The sequence below is a fragment of the Candidatus Eisenbacteria bacterium genome (genome assembly GCA_035577985.1).
Lineage (GTDB): Bacteria > Desulfobacterota > Binatia > DP-6 > DP-6 > DATJZY01.
The window spans coordinates 13,974-29,478 of sequence record DATJZY010000191.1 but is presented as its reverse complement, the minus strand read 5'-3'; the positions used below and the strand labels follow the sequence as shown (position 1 = coordinate 29,478).

The 15,505-nt window shown below is 69.6% G+C and carries 15 protein-coding genes; 1 reads left to right on the top strand and 14 read right to left on the bottom strand.

The window, feature by feature from the left end:
* The 12 genes from VMS22_26625 to VMS22_26570 all read right to left on the bottom strand — a co-directional run.
* Positions 1–1,170, bottom strand: a 1,170-nt coding sequence (locus tag VMS22_26625) for a sulfatase-like hydrolase/transferase (protein HXJ37619.1), incomplete at its 3' end; no start/stop codon positions are given.
* 89 nt (positions 1,171–1,259) lie between these two features.
* Complete coding sequence (locus VMS22_26620) at positions 1,260–2,111, bottom strand: hypothetical protein (GenBank protein HXJ37618.1); 852 nt, start codon at positions 2,109–2,111, stop codon at positions 1,260–1,262.
* Between the two features lie 6 nt (positions 2,112–2,117).
* Positions 2,118–2,972, bottom strand: a complete 855-nt coding sequence (locus VMS22_26615; protein HXJ37617.1) for a hypothetical protein — start codon at positions 2,970–2,972, stop codon at positions 2,118–2,120.
* Positions 2,973–3,040: 68 nt separating this feature from the next.
* Complete coding sequence (locus VMS22_26610; protein ID HXJ37616.1) at positions 3,041–3,736, bottom strand: hypothetical protein; 696 nt, start codon at positions 3,734–3,736, stop codon at positions 3,041–3,043.
* A 2-nt stretch (positions 3,737–3,738) separates the two neighbouring features.
* The gene (locus VMS22_26605) at positions 3,739–4,323 is read right to left on the bottom strand and encodes a PqiC family protein (protein ID HXJ37615.1); all 585 of its coding nucleotides are present in this window, start codon (positions 4,321–4,323) and stop codon (positions 3,739–3,741) included.
* Positions 4,323–5,879, bottom strand: a complete 1,557-nt coding sequence (locus VMS22_26600; GenBank protein ID HXJ37614.1) for an MlaD family protein — start codon at positions 5,877–5,879, stop codon at positions 4,323–4,325. Before VMS22_26600 ends, VMS22_26605 begins: the two co-directional genes overlap by 1 nt.
* Positions 5,872–6,510, bottom strand: a complete 639-nt coding sequence (locus VMS22_26595; protein ID HXJ37613.1) for a paraquat-inducible protein A — start codon at positions 6,508–6,510, stop codon at positions 5,872–5,874. Before VMS22_26595 ends, VMS22_26600 begins: the two co-directional genes overlap by 8 nt.
* The gene (locus VMS22_26590) at positions 6,507–7,145 is read right to left on the bottom strand and encodes a paraquat-inducible protein A (GenBank protein ID HXJ37612.1); all 639 of its coding nucleotides are present in this window, start codon (positions 7,143–7,145) and stop codon (positions 6,507–6,509) included. The genes VMS22_26595 and VMS22_26590 overlap by 4 nt, the downstream gene beginning before the upstream one ends.
* Positions 7,146–7,233: 88 nt before the next feature.
* Complete coding sequence (locus VMS22_26585) at positions 7,234–8,313, bottom strand: AraC family transcriptional regulator ligand-binding domain-containing protein (protein ID HXJ37611.1); 1,080 nt, start codon at positions 8,311–8,313, stop codon at positions 7,234–7,236.
* Positions 8,314–8,388: 75 nt separating this feature from the next.
* Complete coding sequence (locus tag VMS22_26580) at positions 8,389–9,384, bottom strand: HupE/UreJ family protein (protein HXJ37610.1); 996 nt, start codon at positions 9,382–9,384, stop codon at positions 8,389–8,391.
* Positions 9,381–10,340, bottom strand: a complete 960-nt coding sequence (locus VMS22_26575; protein ID HXJ37609.1) for a peptidylprolyl isomerase — start codon at positions 10,338–10,340, stop codon at positions 9,381–9,383. The genes VMS22_26580 and VMS22_26575 overlap by 4 nt, the downstream gene beginning before the upstream one ends.
* A gap of 3 nt (positions 10,341–10,343) precedes the next feature.
* A complete protein-coding gene (locus tag VMS22_26570) occupies positions 10,344–12,704 on the bottom strand; it encodes a DUF3604 domain-containing protein (protein HXJ37608.1) in 2,361 nt (786 codons plus the stop codon).
* 106 nt (positions 12,705–12,810) lie between these two features.
* On the opposite strand from VMS22_26570, the gene VMS22_26565 reads away from it, so the two are divergent.
* Positions 12,811–13,884 (top strand): AraC family transcriptional regulator, encoded by a 1,074-nt coding sequence (locus VMS22_26565; GenBank protein HXJ37607.1) that lies wholly within the window; start codon positions 12,811–12,813, stop codon positions 13,882–13,884.
* On the opposite strand, the gene VMS22_26560 is transcribed toward VMS22_26565, so the two are convergent.
* A complete protein-coding gene (locus VMS22_26560) occupies positions 13,860–14,576 on the bottom strand; it encodes an RNA-binding protein (GenBank protein ID HXJ37606.1) in 717 nt (238 codons plus the stop codon). The two genes, VMS22_26565 and VMS22_26560, sit on opposite strands and share 25 nt — an antisense overlap.
* A 16-nt stretch (positions 14,577–14,592) precedes the next feature.
* Entirely contained in the window at positions 14,593–15,447 is an 855-nt protein-coding gene (locus VMS22_26555) for a DUF2092 domain-containing protein (GenBank protein ID HXJ37605.1), read from the bottom strand.
* Positions 15,448–15,505 lie beyond the last annotated feature (58 nt).

The following is a 15,505-nucleotide window of genomic DNA, read 5'->3' as shown; positions in this document are numbered from 1 at the left end:
GCCTTCCGCGCTCGTGCCGTTGTCGCCGTTGATGTAGATGATGAGCGTGTTGTCGAGCTTGCCCATGTCCTCGACGGCCTGGATCACGCGGCCGATCTCGTGGTCGGTGTAGGCGACGTACGCGGCGAAGACGTCCACCTGGCGGAGGAACATCTTCTTCTCGTCGGCCGTGAGCTGATCCCACTCCTTCAGCAGGTCCTTCGGCCACGGCGTGAGCTTGGCGTTCTGCGGGATGACGCCGAGCTTCTTCTGGTTCTCGAAGATCCGCTCGCGGAGCTTGTTCCACCCCTCATCGAAGAGGTGCATGTCGCTGATCTTCTTGATCCACTCCGGGGTCGGATGGTGCGGGGCATGCGTGCCGCCCGGCACGTAGTAGACGAAGAACGGCTGGTCGGGCGTCAGCGTGTTGATCTGGTTCATGTACCCGATCGCCTCGTCGGCCATCGCCGTGATGAGGTTGAAGTTGGGGTTGCCCTGGAACGGGTAGATGTACGTCGTGTTGCGGGCGAGGTTGTCCGGCTGCCACTGGTTCGTGTCGCCGCCCATGAAGCCGTAGAAGTACTCGAAGCCCATGCCGGTCGGCCATTGATCGAACGGGCCGATCGAGCTGGCCTGGAACGACGGCGTGTTGTGGTTCTTGCCGAACCACGAGGTGCGGTAGCCGTTGTCCTTCAGGATCTCGCCGATCGTGGCGTTGTCCTTGGTGATGATGCTGTCGTACCCCGGATAGCCGGTCGCCTGCTCGGCGATGACGCCGTAGCCGACCGAGTGGTGGTTGCGGCCCGTGATCAGGGCGGCGCGCGTCGGCGAGCACAGCGCGGTCGAGTGAAAGTTGGTGTAGCGGAGGCCGTTCGCGGCGATGCGGTCGAGCGCGGGCGTCGGAATGACGCCGCCGAAGGTGCTGGGGACGCCATAGCCGGAATCGTCGGTCATGATCAGCAGCACGTTGGGCGCGCCCGTCGGCGGGACGATGCGTGCCGGCCAGTAGGGGGTCGACCCCTTCGTCGTGCGCTCGATCTTGCCACCGAACTTCTGCGGCGGCGGCGGAAGCTGGGTGCCATCGATCGTCATCGTCGCGCTCGGCGACCCGGGCGTGCCGTTGATCCCCTGCGCACCGGCCGACGTCACGAGCAGCAGCGCGAGGCTGATCGCAGATCCAGGGGTCTTCATCGTTTTCCTCCGAGGGGCAATCCCGGCGCCCACAATGCGTCGAGCGCGCGCGGCAAGTCTTGCCATCGTGCGCCACGAGGCCCTTCGGCTCAGAACGTGAAGCCGACGCCGGCGGTCGGGCCGCGGAGCTGCAGGTTGGAGTTGTCCGCGCTCGACCCGCGGTCGAACGCCACGACGCGGTAACCCGCGGTAGCGTACGGATGAAGCGAGAAAGGTGTCCACGGTACCCAGACCTTCACCATGCCATCGAGGCCCCAGATGAGGTTCGAGCTGACACCGAAGCCGCCGATGTCACCGCGGAAGTCGAGCGAGACCGCGTCGAAGAGCGGCGCGGTCCACTGCACGCCGATCATCGGGTCCGCCCAGTCGAACACGTCTTTCACCTCGCCGGCCCTCTGGACGCCGTGCACCACGCCGACGCCCAGGTTCAGCTTGTTGCCGAAGTGCATGTAGCGCATGCCGGCGTACACGCCGAGTGTGACCCGTCGCTCCCGGTTGGGGAGCGTCCACTCGCCGAGACGATAGCCGAAGCCGACGTCCGTGGTGGCGAACTTGACCTTGTCCTTCGCCTGGACGGTCAGCGTGCAGAGCTGGGTGGGGATCGTCTCGCGGACGGTCTCCTCCAGGTAGCCGCCGTCCGAATCGACGAAGACGCTCCATTGATCGTATCTGAGCGCGAAGTATCCCGCCAGGGCGAACGCGTTCCCGTGGATCAAGAGGTGAAACACGTCGCTCGGGGTCGTGGCGAGGTGGACGGTGTTCCCCTTGACCGTCATCGAGCCGAAGGTCCCGCTGATCCATGCGTACGGACGGGCCTCGAACTCCCACTTCTTCGGCGGCGGCGCTTCCGTCGCACCCGACTCGACCGTCTCTTCGGCGAGGGCCAGCGTGAGCGAGGCGAGGAGCACGGCGACGAGCGCCGCTGTCTGGAAGATTCTCATCCGATTCTACGACGGCGACGGGCAGGCATGGACGCACCGGATGTACTGGTTCCCGCACGCCGCGAAGCCCGGCCCCGAGGCTGCGATCGCGTCGTCGCGACAGGTGAAGGCATTCGCCTCCGCGGTGGTGATGCACTGCTGGAGCTCGGGGCTCCCGCTCGGGTTCGTCGCGACGCACGTGTCGACGGCCGCGGTCAGGGTCGAGGCGCAGGCGGCCAGCGCGGTGTTGAGCGCCGCCTGCGTCGGCTGGTTGCACGTGCTGCGCGCGTCGATACAGGTCTGGGTGCACGTGAGGTCCTTGTCGATGCACGCGCTCGCAGTCACCTGGTAGGCCTGCCGGCAATCCGCGACCGTGCTCCTGAACGCCGATCTCGCTTCCGACCGGCACTGGCCGACCCCGTCGGGTGGTTCCCCCGGAAGGCAGGCGTCGGTGCACGACTTGAACGCCTTGTCGCAGCCGATGAGCTGCCGTCGGTTGCCCCGGAACGCCTGGCGACGACACCGGAAGCCGTCGATCCGCGCGCGACCGACGCACACGATCCAGCGCCGCGAGGGGGGCCGGTAGGTGGCGTCGCACCGTGCCCGAGCCACGTCGAGCGTTACGTCGCATTGGGCGAGGTCCGTGCCGAGGCTGCTGCCGTCGCGGCACTCCTGGCGTGTTTCGCGGCACGCGTCGACGCACGTGTGCTCGCGCTCGATGCAGCCGTCGAGCGCCGTCGTGAAGGCACCCGAGGCGCTCGACGTGCAGTCTTTCGCTTCCGCGCGGGCGGACACGAGGCAGGTGTCCTGGCATTGCCGGGTGGGCGCGGCCTCGGCTGCGGACGCGACGAGGGCGACGGCGACCAGGACGAGAGTCCTCATGGCGTGTCCGCCATGACGCGTACCCGTTTCCGTGCCGGTGGTCTTGCCATCTCGCGCCAAAACCCCCCTCACTCGTGGCCGCGACGCTCGCGCACGGATTGCGCCAGCCGCAGTCCCACGAGCTGGGCCACCACGACGGCCAGATAGAACTGGCCGAACACGGTCTCCAGCCACATCAGTGAATAGACTGGTGCGCCCGCCGGCGCAATGTCGTTGAAGCCGATGCTCGTGAGCGTCGTGAAGCTGAGGTAGTTGAACAGCGTCTGGCGCATCGCCGTGGTCCCGAGCTGCGCCGCCACGCGCGTGCCGATCTCGAACGCAGTGGGCACGAACCAGTACGTGAGCGCGTAGGCGTGTCCCCAGCTGAGGGCGGCCAGGATGTATCCGCACACCGCGCCGAGGACGTCGTCGAGCCGGATCTGGCCCGATCGGAAGAGATCTTTCAGGATGACGACGACGGCGAAGCCGAGGAACACGATCGACATCGTGTGGAACGCGACCACCGCCGGCGTCGCGAGCCGGTCGGGGAGCGCGTAGAGGATGGCCCGACCGATGCCTGCAGGAACGAACAGCAGGAGCACACCGCGGCGTTCCCAGCCCGGGCTGAAGAGCAGGGAGAACACGAGGACGTAGATGCCGAAGACGGCGGCCGTGCCGAGCTCGACCGTTTCCGTCCCGATCGAAGCGAGCAGGGGTTGTGCGACGAGCGTGGCGACGAGCGCCACGAGCAGCACAAGGTGCTTGCGCTCGGTGGGGCGGGCCACGCCTAGCGTCGCTTCGTCGCCAGCGTCCGGATGGCCTCGGCGATGTCGCGGCTCATGGTCTCCACCGCGCGGCTGTGGGCCGCGGCGAGCGCGCCGTAGGTCTTCCCGTCGACCGCCTCGTGCGCGATCGTACGGCCCGAGAGCGTATCGGACGTCCCTCGCTTCTCGACGACCCACACCGCTTCGACCACGGCCGAGTCGCCCGGTGTCGACTCGAAGCGCTGGACGTCGATCGTGACCCGATAGGCGGGCACGAAGCTCACCATCGGACCGACGGCCACGCGCGGCGTGCCGAGCAGCGCTTGCAGGTCGCCGGCGACCACGCGAGCGATGTCGTCCTCCAGCGGCGCCGCCCAGCGGTCGTACTCCTCCACCTTCACCTGGTGGGGCGCCACCTGGACCACCAGCTCGGGCCGGTCGGCGTAGGCCGGAATGGAGATCGGACCGACGGCGACGGTATAGCCGGCGTCGCGCCCCGCGTCCGGCGTCGCCGTCGCGGCGAGCGTGTAGAAGCGCGAATGCGGCGAGCTGCAGCCCACCGTCACGGCGAGCATGGCGATCGAAAGCAACTGTCCGATACGTGTCATCACTTGTCCCCCGGCTTACCGCGGATCAGCGACTCGGGATGGCGCTCGAGATAGTCCGCGAGAATGCGGATCCCCCGCGCCGCGCGTGCGACCTCGTCGAGCGTGTCGGCGAGCTCCACGCGTAGCCCCGCGTCGGGCGCGATCATCTTGTCGGCGGTGTCGAGCGTGCGGCGCGCCGAATCGAGCGTGAGGTTCAGCTCGACCAGCGCCTTCGAGACCTCGTCGCCGATCTTGTCGAGCGGGATCTTGTCGAGCTTGTCGACGATCCGCACGACCGTCGCCTCGGTCGCCTCGAGCGCGCCGGGCGTGGTCGGGAAGCGCAGCGGCGTCTGCGACCAGTCGACGGTCACCGGCGCCGCGTCGGGGAAGAAGTCGATGGCGACGAACATGGCTCCGGTGAGGAGGCTCCCCGACCGGAGCTGGGCACGAAGCCCGCGCGCCAGGAACGCGTCGATCGTCTTGCGGCGGGCCTCGGGATTGACCGTTCCCTCGATGGCCTCCCCGCCGAACGTCTCCGGGTAGACGTGCACCGTCACCCAGACGGAGAAATCCGCCTTGGCTTGATCGAAGTGCGACCGGATGTCCGTGACCTCGCCGATCGGGATGCCCCGGAACTCGACGGGCGCGCCGCGCGTGAGCCCGCGCACGCTCTGGTTGAAGACGAGCACCCAGGTCTGCGGATCGCCGCGTGGCGGCTTGAAGGCCTGGGTGCGATCCGAAAAGAGGTTGAACACGGTGTCGGCCGCGGCCGGCTGGCTCGCGGCGTCCGCCTCGGGAGTCTCGAATGCGATGCCGCCGATGAGAATCGAGAGGAGCGACTGCGTCTGCACGCTGAGGCCGCTCGCCGACAGCGACACGTCGACGCCGCTCGCCTGCCAGAAGCGGGTGTCCGTCGTGACGAAGCGATCGTAGGGCGCGTTGACGAATACCTTGACGGTCAGCGAGTGGCCGTCGGGATCGAGCTTGTACGAGACGACCTTGCCGACCTGCAGCCGCCGGAAGTACAGCGGCGTTCCGGTCTCGAGCGAGCCCAGCTCGGGGGTCTTGAGGGCGAAGAAGCGGCCCTCGACGTTCTCGGTCACGATCGGCGGCACCGTGAGGGCGACGAAATCGCGCTTTCTGATGTCCGACTTCCCGATCTCCATGCCGATGTAAGCGCCGGAGATGAGCGTGCCGAGCCCCGAGATGTTGGCCCCCGAGATGCGCGGTCGGACGACCCAGAAGTGCGTGTCGTCGACGAGCATGTCCTCCGTCTTCGGGACCATGTCCACGGTGGCGACGACGCGCTGGTGATCGTCCGAGAGCCGGATGCCGGTGACCGAGCCGACCTCGACGCCGTTGTAGTGGACCTTGGTCTTGCCCGCCTCGAGACCCTCCGCCGTGTCGAAGACGATCGTGATCTTCGGCCCCTCGGCGAGGATCCTGGTGACGGCGACCCACGCGCCGGCGAGCGCCGCCACGATCGGCACGATCCAGACGAGCGAGATCCGCGTCTGCCGTTTCGTCACCGTCCGCGACTCGGGCGCGAGCCCGGACGGCCTGTCACCTTCAGGCATGCTGCACTCCTCTCGCACTTGCGGGATCCCAGATGAGGCGGGGATCGAACGATTCCACCGCGAGCATCGTCAGCACGACGACCGCGGCGAAGAAGAACAGACCGGACGCCGGCGCCACCGACATGAGCGGCTGGAGCTGCACCAGGGCCGCCGTGAACGTGTCGACGAAGACGTCGACCATGGACCAGCGGCCGATGAGCTCGATCATCCGGTAGAGGCGGATGCGCTGGGTGTTGTGCTCGATCGATCCGCGCTGCACGGTCACCAGCAGGTAGACGAGCGCGACGATCTTCGCGCTCGGGATCATGATGCTGGCGAAGAGGACGATCAGCGACAGCGGCCATCCCGTCGGCGACCAGAGCAGCACGACGCCCTGCAGGATCGTGTCCGAGTCGGCGCCGGCGGCCGTCGTGGTCGTGAGAACGGGAAGGAGATTCGCCGGCACGTAGCAGACGGCGGCAGCGATGACGAAGGCCCATGTGCGCTGCAGGCTCTCCCGCTTCCGGAAAGTCAGCTCGTCGCCGCAGCGTGGGCACCATCCCTCGACCGTGCCCGCCGCCGGACGCGAGACGAGGCCGCATCCCTCGCACCGTTGCAGCCCCTGCTGCATCGCCGTCAGCACGGCGCTCACGGCTGCGCCTCGCTCGACTCCCATTCGACCCGGGTCCACACCTCGCGCGGGTCGAAGGTCGCCTGCATCGCCGCCAGCAGCGGGACGAGCAGGGCGAGCGCATAGAGGGCGAGCCCGGGAACAATCGTCGCATAGTCCGCGATCTTGATGAGCGCCACGAGTACGCCGATCATCATCACCTCGATCATGCTCCACGTGATGGTGGTCGGATGATGGCGGAGCAGGGCGGCGACCCAGCGCGGCGGCCGCCTGTGCCGGACGGCGAGCACGATCGCGAGCATGAACCCGATCTGGAGCGCCGGCGCGACCACGGCAGTGAACAGGACGAGGGCGGCGACGACCTGCCGCCCGTCGTCCCAGAGCTGCTGGGCGCCGCCGAGCACGGTCGTGGACGCCTGGTGGCCGACCGCCGACAGACCGAGCATCGGCACGGCGTTGGCGACCACGTAGAGAATGGCCGCCGCCAGCGCGAGGGCGAGCGTGCGATCGAGCGAGTCGGCGCGGTGTCGCCATAGCTCCTCGTCGCAGCGCGGGCAGCGCGCCGATGCGCCGGGTCCGAGATCCGGAAGGCGCTGCAGCAGATCGCAGTGCGGACAGGCGATCAGCCGGGGATCGGCGAGCGGCTGATTGTACACCCGTGCTCGGTAACACGAGGGTGGCGGCCAAAACCAGCGTCGCCGCGCCCCACGTCGCGATCAGGCATGGCGCGAAATGGCAAGACGTCTACGGCGTCGCGCCGAGGGCGAGCACCGGCTCCACATCGATGGTCGTTTCCTGGATATGCTCCGCGACGCGATTCCGGCAAGCCCGCCGATAGGCCAGCGGCGCGACGCCGGTCCAGCGCCGGAACGCGCGCGTGAAGTGCGCGTGATCCGAGTAGCCGAGGTCGAGCGCGATATCGAGCACGCGGCAGTCGGTTCGTGCCAGCAGATCGGCCGCGCACCGCAAACGGTCCGTGCGCGCCAGCCCTTCGAAGCAGAGGCCGTGCTCGGCGAACTGCCGTTGCAGCGTGCGCACGCTCATGCACAGCGCGTTCGCCACCGTGCCGATGCGCAACTGTCCCGACGTCGGCATCAGGCTGGCGATCACCTGCTGGACCGAGCGGACGAAATCCTTCGCCGGTGCCGACGCGAACCAGTGATCGACCTCTGCCCGATCCGGCGTCGCGTCGGGAGCGGGACGAAGGCGCCGGGCGAGAAGCGCGCTGGGGAAGGTCAGGACCATCGCCTTCTGGTCGAAGCGGACGGGAACCCGCTCGAGCGGGCCATAGGCCAGGTGATCGCCCGAGCCCGGCGCCTGGAGCTGGATCTCGTCGGGCGTCCACGCCCGCCCGCCGGCCAGGCGCACCAGGGTGATGATCATGCCGAGCGTGTACTGGTCGGCCTGCCGATAGGCGCGATCGATGGGCTCGACCAGGTGGTGACAGAGCCGGACGCGATCCCCGTCCGGAACGAGCCACCAGCGCTCCCCCGAGTTGAATGCGGCATTGACGGCGAAGAGCCGCGCGAGCCCTTCTTCGAGCGTAGCGGCCCCGCGGAGGATGCGACCGAAGGTGCCCAGGCTCTCGATCGAGGCGCGCAGGCCAGCGCTGAGCCCGAGATACTCCATGCCCTCGCGTCGCGCCGCCAATTCGATGAAGCGGATCGCTTGATGCAGCGGCATCAGCGACTCTTCGCGTGCGAGGATTCCGACGGGCATGTCGGCTTCGCGCAGCAGAGCACGGACGTCGGCGTCGACCTTCAGGAGCAGATCGATGACGGGTCGGAGAACTGCGACACGGACGAGTGGAATCGACTTGGACACGATCGGAGCCCCTTCTCCAGCCAGCAGCGGTGGCCCCTAGGGGAAACGGCGTGAAATGGCAAGATACATGGCGCGTCACCGGCCCACCACGAGGAGCGCCGCGCGCTCGAGACACCACAAAGCCGAGAGCGACCCCATGACGTACGCCGGTGCGAGCGTCAGCCAGACAGGCCGGCGCGCGAACGTACGGACGACGAGCCACCCGGCGGCCGATACCAGCGCGACGAAGGCGAGCTGCCCCACCTCGATGCCCAGGTTGAACGAGAAGAGCGCCAGCGGAATCTCGCCGGCCGGAAGCCCGACCTCGGCGAGCGCGCCCGCGAAGCCGAGCCCGTGCAGCAGGCCGAAGGCGCCCGCCGCGATCCACGGCGCGCGCCGCAGCCAGGTCGCCGACGGCGGGGCGGCGCGCGTGAGCTCGACGGCGAGCAGGAAGACGCTCGCCGCGATGCCGACCTCGATCACGCGCGATGGGAAGGCGACGACGCCGAGGATCGCGAGCGAGAGCGTGACGCTGTGAGCCAGCGTGAAGGCGGTGATCGTCTTCACGAGGAGCCGGGGCGTCATGACGATCAACAGCAGGCCGAGCACGAACAGGAGATGGTCGGGACCGGTGAGGATGTGCTCGACGCCGAGCTTCCCATAGCTCGCGAGCACGGCCCACGGCGCGGGACGCGCGGGGATGGACAGGCGCGGCTCGCTCGCGCGCACGACGCCCTGGATCCGCCGCCCGTCGGCGAATGCGATGCGAACCAGCGCGTCGGTCTTGCCGGTGGCGAGCCCGTCGACGCCGACGGTGCCGCCCGCGAGGCCGCGCGTGCAGCGGACCGTCCACCGCGTCGTGATGCTCTCGACCCCCGGCGTCTCCGTCCGCGCCGTCTCGTCGGCGCAGTCGGCCGGGAGGATCGGCTGCAACGTGACGCCGGTGGGCGCCATGAGCGACGTCTTCCAGGTCACGGTGAAGAGGCTCGATCCCTGCTCGGCGATCTCGAGCAGGGCCGGCGCCATCGCATGCGCTCCGGCGAGCGTCGCGGTGACGGCGAGCCCGGCCGCAATCGGCGCGAGGAGCCTCATCCTTCCCCTCCCGTCGCCGCTTCGACACGCACCGCGTAGCGCTCGCGTAGCGCCTGCACCTCGCGCGCGAGCCGCTCTTCCTGCCGCTCCTCGAGGAGCTGGGCGCGCACGCGCGAGCGGACCGTGTCGAGGTCGGGCATGCGTTCCTCCTCCCGCTCGGAGACCCGCACCAGGTGGATGCCGTAGGGCGAGCGCACCGCGGACCACGTACCCGGCTCGAGGTCGAGCACGGCCGCGGCGAACTCCGTGCCGAAGACGCGGGCCACGTCCCGCGCCGACTGCGCCTGGACGTGCGACCCGAGGGGGAAGGGATCACCCAGCCGCGCGACGTCGGGCGGCGTGGCCCGGGTCCGCAGCGCGATCAGTAGGCGCTGCGCGTCGCCATCGATGCCCGCGGCGCGCCGCTCGCGCGCCAGGTAGACGTGGTCGAACGTCACGCGCGCCGGCTGCAGATAGCGGTCGCGGTGCCGATCGAGGTACGCCCGCAGCGCCTCGTCGGTCGGAGGGGTCTCGCCGTCGGTGCGCTTCAGGAGGAGCCGCATCTTGTGCACGAGGATGCCCCGCACGAGCGGATCCTCGCGATCGAGCCCGAGCGCCAGCGCCTGCCGATAGAGGTCGGTGCTGCCCTCCGGCTCGGGGCCGCCCTCGCTCTCGGCGAGGAAGCGCATCTTCTCCGACAGGCGGAAGCGGATCGACTGGTCGTCGCGATCGATGCCGCGTGCGATCGCCTCACGGAAGAGGATCTCCTCCTCGATGGCGCGATCGAGGAGTGCCGCGCGATCGAGCGGCCCGCCGGCCGATCGCCGGGCATCGCCCTCGAGTTGCTCCAGTCGCGCGGCGGTGACGATCGCCGTCGGCCGCTCGGGCTGCGGAGTCGGCGTCACCCAGCGCTCGAGCCCGAAGAGCGCCATACCGATCGCCGCGAAATGCAGCGGCGGCTTGCGAAGCCAGCGCATGGCCTAGCGCGTTCCCAGCGCGTTCCCGTGGAGGGTCCAGAGGCGGCTCTGCTGGACCACGAACGAGCCCATGCGAATCTCCACGTCGACCATGTGGTCGGAGCGGTCCGCGTTCGCGAGGTTCGACCGCGCGCCCTTGATCGAGAGTCGCGCGGGTCCCGTACCCCTCTGCGAGAACCGGACGAGGTCGAGTCCGGCGACGTCGCGTGCCTTGCCGTTGCGCAGCGTGCCGGCGGGAATCGTCGCGTCGAGGATGTCGTCGTCGTCGCGCACGGTCACGCGAAGGTCCTGCGTCGCGAGGTCGTGTGCGATCCCCGGGCCGAGCTTCGCGGTGAGCTTCAGGCGGTCGCTTCCCGGCGTCGCACCGAACACGACCGTCGAGCGGACCTGCGCCAGACCCTCCGGACGGTACCAGATCGGCGACGACCACGACCGCTCCTGGATCGTCTTCGGGATGCGCGGCTCGCAGCACAGCGCCAGGAACGAGGGGACGGACGCCGGATTGCTGCAGTCGACCGCGTACTGGTTGCACACGTACTGGCTCCAGCGACAGGTCGGGTTCTCGAGCACGCGGGCGTAGTAGAAGGCGCGCTGCGAAGGATCGAACTCGGGATCCTTCCACGTCGCGCAGAGCGAATCCGGCCCGGTCCCGCTCGTGGCGCAGGTCGCCGTGTCGACGCTGCCCTGGTTCGCATCGCCGGCGACGTCGAAGACCTTCTCCTGTGCCGCGCCGGTCGCGTCCACCCAGCCCTTGATGATCTGGATGCGTTGGAGCGGCGTGCCGGGACGCCCGGGATCGCCCGGATCCTTCACCGCCAGGACCGAGAACACGGGGCCCGACTGGCTGATGGGTCCGATCTCGGCCCCCATCGTCGCGCCGTCGCGATAGCCGATGGTGGCGAGCTGCGAGCTGCCGCACATGGTCGCCGGGTACCTGCCGGCGAAGAAGCGCACCAGATGGCGCGGGCCGCTCGTGCCGTAGGTCTCGCGCCGCCGCATGGCGGCGAAGAGCGCGTCACGCGAGTTCTCCTCGGCCCAGACGACGGCGAGGCCGGCGGGGCTGTGCTCGCCGAGCGCCGTCGTGCCGGTGAGCGTCAACTGCCCGCGCTCCGGGGTGTCGTCGTTCACGCCCACGTGCCCGTGGTAGCTGTCCTCGCGCACGTTGCCCGGCGAGCCGTTGTGCGTGTCGGTGGACGCGATGATGCCGAGGCGGAACGGGTTCGCGCCGAGGAGCTGCTCCTGCACGAGCCCCTCCTTCAACGCGTTCCGCACGAAGGCGAGTCGCGGGAACGGCCCCGCGGGATTGCCCGCACCGATCAGGACGGTGCGGCTCACTACTTCGAAGCCGCACTGCTCGTCGGTCGAGTCGACGCCGGGCCGGCACTCCGAGCTGCCCTTGTGCTGATAGATCTCGACCAGCGGCTCCATCGCCGAGCGGGTGGCGGCGTCGGCTGCCGTGAGCGGGCTGCCGTCGGCGTTCTCGGGCAGGAACATGCGCCCGGTCGGACCGCTCAGGTTGGAGTTGTGCGGGATCGCGAGCCAGTCGCAGCCGGGAAGCACGTCCTGACATTGCGCCTTGAGCGCGGCCCACAGGCCCTGCGGCCGGTGCTGCTCGATGTACGTCACCGGCAGACTCGGCACGACGTCGTTGCGGAAGATGACGTTGCGATGGAGGTTCGCGTTGGCGGGCGTCCCCGTCCATTCGTAGCCGACGAACGACGTGAAGCCGCACGCCGCCGAGCGATCGTAGAACTCCTCGGCAGCGGCCTGCGTGTCGAGCCAGAACAGCGACTGGCGCGAGGCGCAGTCGGCGAAAGGCGGCGCCCCGCACACGCTCGGTGGCAGGACTCCGGGGTCGGCGATGACGGTCGGCAGGAGGAGGTTCAGGAAGACCTGCTGCACGAGGGCCGGATTCGCCGTCGTCGACGCCGTCCGCAATTGCTGGCACGCGGCCGAGTCGTAGCCGGGCAGGCCGGGCAGGAAGCAGACACTCTGCGTGCCGAAGCCCTCCGAATGATCGGTGACGGCGGCGAAGTCGAGCGGGCGACCGAGCTGGATCAGGCGCGACGGATTGCCCTGCGTGTCGTACGGCGGCAGACCGATCGCCTCGCCCTGCGCGAAGCGATACGCGTCGCGCGGCGTGTTGAGGGTGTTGAACAGGACCGCGTCGACGGAGTTCGTGGTGTGGACGTGCGTGTCGCCGAAGTACGGATTGCGCGTCACGTTGAAGCTCGCGCACGGCTCGCGCGTCTCGGTGCGCGCCCACGGGCCGGGCGTCGCGCCGGCCGGGTTCGTCACGGCCAGGGTCGCGCCGACGGCGATGGCGAGCGCCCAGGCGATCGCGTTCCGAGGGGCGTGGATCATGCTGACCTCCATGGCCGCGTGCCGCGCGGCGTGTCCCGGAGTGTAGCCAGGCCTGCCCACCGGGTGCCTTGTCCGGAAGCGCCAATCTGGCGTTACAATGCGCCAGATGCCCGATCCGACGATCGCCGGAATCCACGTCCTGGACATCCTCGACGCCATGAAGGCCGTCGGGCTCGATCCGGCAGGCCTCTGCGCGGCGGCCGGCCTGGACCTCGAGGCGCTGCGCGTGCCGGAGGTGCGACTCCCGGGCGAGACGGCGATGCGGATCTTCACGGCGGCCGAGCGCCTCACCGGTGACCCGGTGATCGGCCTGCACGCGGGCGGGCGTGCGCAGCCACGCGGCCCGCTGATCTACCTGCTCATGTCCAGTCCCCGGCTCGAGGACGGCATGCGCCAGGTCGCGCGCTTCAGCCGGCTCACCATCGACACGCTGCGCATGTCGGGCGAGGTCGAGGGCGAGCACGCGAGCATGATGTTCGACTTCGGTGCCCCGGTGTTCGAGCGCAGCCGCCACCCCGTCGACTACCTGCTCATGGCGACCGTCCGTTCGATCCGCCGTGTGATCGGGGAAGGATTCCGGCTCGACGAGGTCCGCTTCCGCCACGCCGACGGTGGTACCCGCGCCGAGGTGGAGCACGCCTTCGGCTGCGCGGCTCGCTTCGAGCAGCCGGACAACCGCATCGTCTATCCGCGGCGCGAGCTCGAGGCGACGTCACCGTTCGGGAACCCGCGGATCGCGGAGCAGATCGAGAAGTTCGCGAGCCTCTCGGTTCCCGCCTCCTCGCTCTGCGAGCGCGTCGCGAGCGTCGCGCGCCAGCTTCTGGTCGCGGGCTATCGCGCCGACACCACCAGCGTCGCGCGCCGTGTCGGCATGAGCGAGCGGAGCCTCCAGCGTGGCCTTCGCGACGAGCGCGCGACCTTCCGGACGGTGCGCGACGCCGCCGTGCGCGAGGTCGTCGAGGCGTTGCTCACGAACCCGCGCCTCAAGCTCGACGCGGTGGCGCTCAGCGTGGGCTTCGCCGACGGCGCGGCGCTGGCGAAGGCGGTCAAGCGATGGACGGGACGCTCGCCGGCCGAATACCGAAAGCTGCTCGCCGGTGAGCTGCACGCGGCTGCGGCGCCGGTCGTCCCGGCGCGCAGCGCGCCCGCGTCCCGCTACGGCGCCGGCACCACGCGGTAGTAGACCCCGTTCGCTCCGTACGACGGCTTGAACCAGGTGCCGCCGCAATCGTAGAGACTGAGGGCCTGCGCGTATTGGCAGCTCGCCGGGAGCACCGGGTAGATGGCGCCCATCGAGTACGTGCCGGCGGCGTACCCGGCCGCATAGGCGTTCTGCGCAGCGGCGTTCGCGCTCGCTGCGCCGACAGCCGCGCCGACTGCGACGCCCGCAGCGGCGGCGCCGGCGGCGGACCAGCCGCCGCAGTTGCCGCACCCCGACGAGTAGTAGTTCACCGTCGTCGGCGGGTGATACGTGTTGTACGTCCCGCCGTAGTAGTGGTCGTAGCCGCCGTGGTACGTGTTGTAGCCGCCGTAGGCGGTCGTGCCGCCCGCGCCGGTCGCGTGCCAGTAGCCCCCTCCGCCCGACGCGGTCCCGCCGTAGGCGCCGTCGGCGTGCCACGAGCCGCCGCCACCCGACGCCGTGCCGCCGTTGGGGCCCGTGGCTTTCCACGAGCCGTCGCCACCGGACGCCGAGCCGCCGCGATAGCCGCTCGCGCTCCAGGATCCATCGCCGCCCGATGCCGTGCCGCGCGATCCCTGGGCGCTCCAGGAGTTCTTGTTGCCCTGCGCGTGAAAGTAGGCCGCAGCCGGTCGAGCGGCGAAGGCGGCCATCAGCAGACCGGCAACGGCGATGATCGTCGGATGTCTCATCATGATCCCCTCCGCCTCGTCACTTCGTGGCCTTGGAGGCTGCACCCTTCGGCGCCGGCTTGGCAGTTGCGCCGGCGGGCGGGTCCGGACGCGCGAACTGGATCTTCTGCGCGCTCGCGGCACGCGCCGACGTGAAGCTGTCGGCGGCCACCTCGCCGTCCAGTTTCCAGTTCGAGAGCTCCACCTGATGCCGCAGGCGCGACGGGTCGGTGGCGTAGACGGCGCGGATCATGCGGGGCAGCTTGTCGTCGGCACCGATCCACAGCTGGGCGAACACCCCGTCGCTGACGATGGCGACCATGTCCGTCGTCGTTCCTCCGACCACCTTCGACTGCCCGATGACGAACGCGTGCGTGAGCCCCTCGGCGAGGTCCTTGTACGGATCGGCCACCATGAGGTCGGTGAAGGGGAAGTAGATGGCCGCCGAGTCGAAAGCCGCCTTCAGCGCACCGTCGATCGTGGGCGGCGCGTCGGCGACCGCAACCAGGTTCTCGGCCGGCGCGTACGCCATCATCACCTTCCCGTCGTAGTAGAACTCGGAGGCGGGACCGTCGCCCGCCGTGATGATGCGGAGCTTGTCGGGCCGCTGGAGCGTCACCTCGGAGGCCGTCGTGTAGACGAGCGCCGGCCCGATGCGGCTCGGGCTCTCGTACCAAGCGACGGCCGTGAAGGACATCGTGCGAGCCGCGGCGAGCCGTGCGCTCGCCGCCTTCAGGATCTCGATCGCCTTCGGCTCGAGCGCGGGCCCGGGCTTCGCGGCGGGCGCGGTCTGGTCGGACTTCGGCTTCGGCGTCTCGGCGTTCGTCGTCGCGACCAGCGCCACACCGAGGGCGAGCCATGCCATCGTTGCGCGGGCCAGCTTCTCTCGGCTCATCGCGTAGCCTCCTTGGGGTCTGGAGCGGAGCGCCCACGTGTACATCAAGCCTCGAGCA

Excerpts from the sequence above, each read along its gene's own strand:
- VMS22_26620 (HXJ37618.1), bottom strand. The coding sequence starts at position 2,111 with ATGAGAATCTTCCAGACAGCGGCGCTCGTCGCCGTGCTCCTCGCCTCG.
- VMS22_26615 (HXJ37617.1), bottom strand. The coding sequence starts at position 2,972 with ATGAGGACTCTCGTCCTGGTCGCCGTCGCCCTCGTCGCGTCCGCAGCC.
- VMS22_26605 (HXJ37615.1), bottom strand. The coding sequence starts at position 4,323 with ATGACACGTATCGGACAGTTGCTTTCGATCGCCATGCTCGCCGTGACG.
- VMS22_26600 (HXJ37614.1), bottom strand. The coding sequence starts at position 5,879 with ATGCCTGAAGGTGACAGGCCGTCCGGGCTCGCGCCCGAGTCGCGGACG.
- VMS22_26580 (HXJ37610.1), bottom strand. The coding sequence starts at position 9,384 with ATGAGGCTCCTCGCGCCGATTGCGGCCGGGCTCGCCGTCACCGCGACG.
- VMS22_26575 (HXJ37609.1), bottom strand. The coding sequence starts at position 10,340 with ATGCGCTGGCTTCGCAAGCCGCCGCTGCATTTCGCGGCGATCGGTATG.
- VMS22_26570 (HXJ37608.1), bottom strand. The coding sequence starts at position 12,704 with ATGATCCACGCCCCTCGGAACGCGATCGCCTGGGCGCTCGCCATCGCC.
- VMS22_26565 (HXJ37607.1), top strand. The coding sequence starts at position 12,811 with ATGCCCGATCCGACGATCGCCGGAATCCACGTCCTGGACATCCTCGAC.
- VMS22_26560 (HXJ37606.1), bottom strand. The coding sequence starts at position 14,576 with ATGATGAGACATCCGACGATCATCGCCGTTGCCGGTCTGCTGATGGCC.
- VMS22_26555 (HXJ37605.1), bottom strand. The coding sequence starts at position 15,447 with ATGAGCCGAGAGAAGCTGGCCCGCGCAACGATGGCATGGCTCGCCCTC.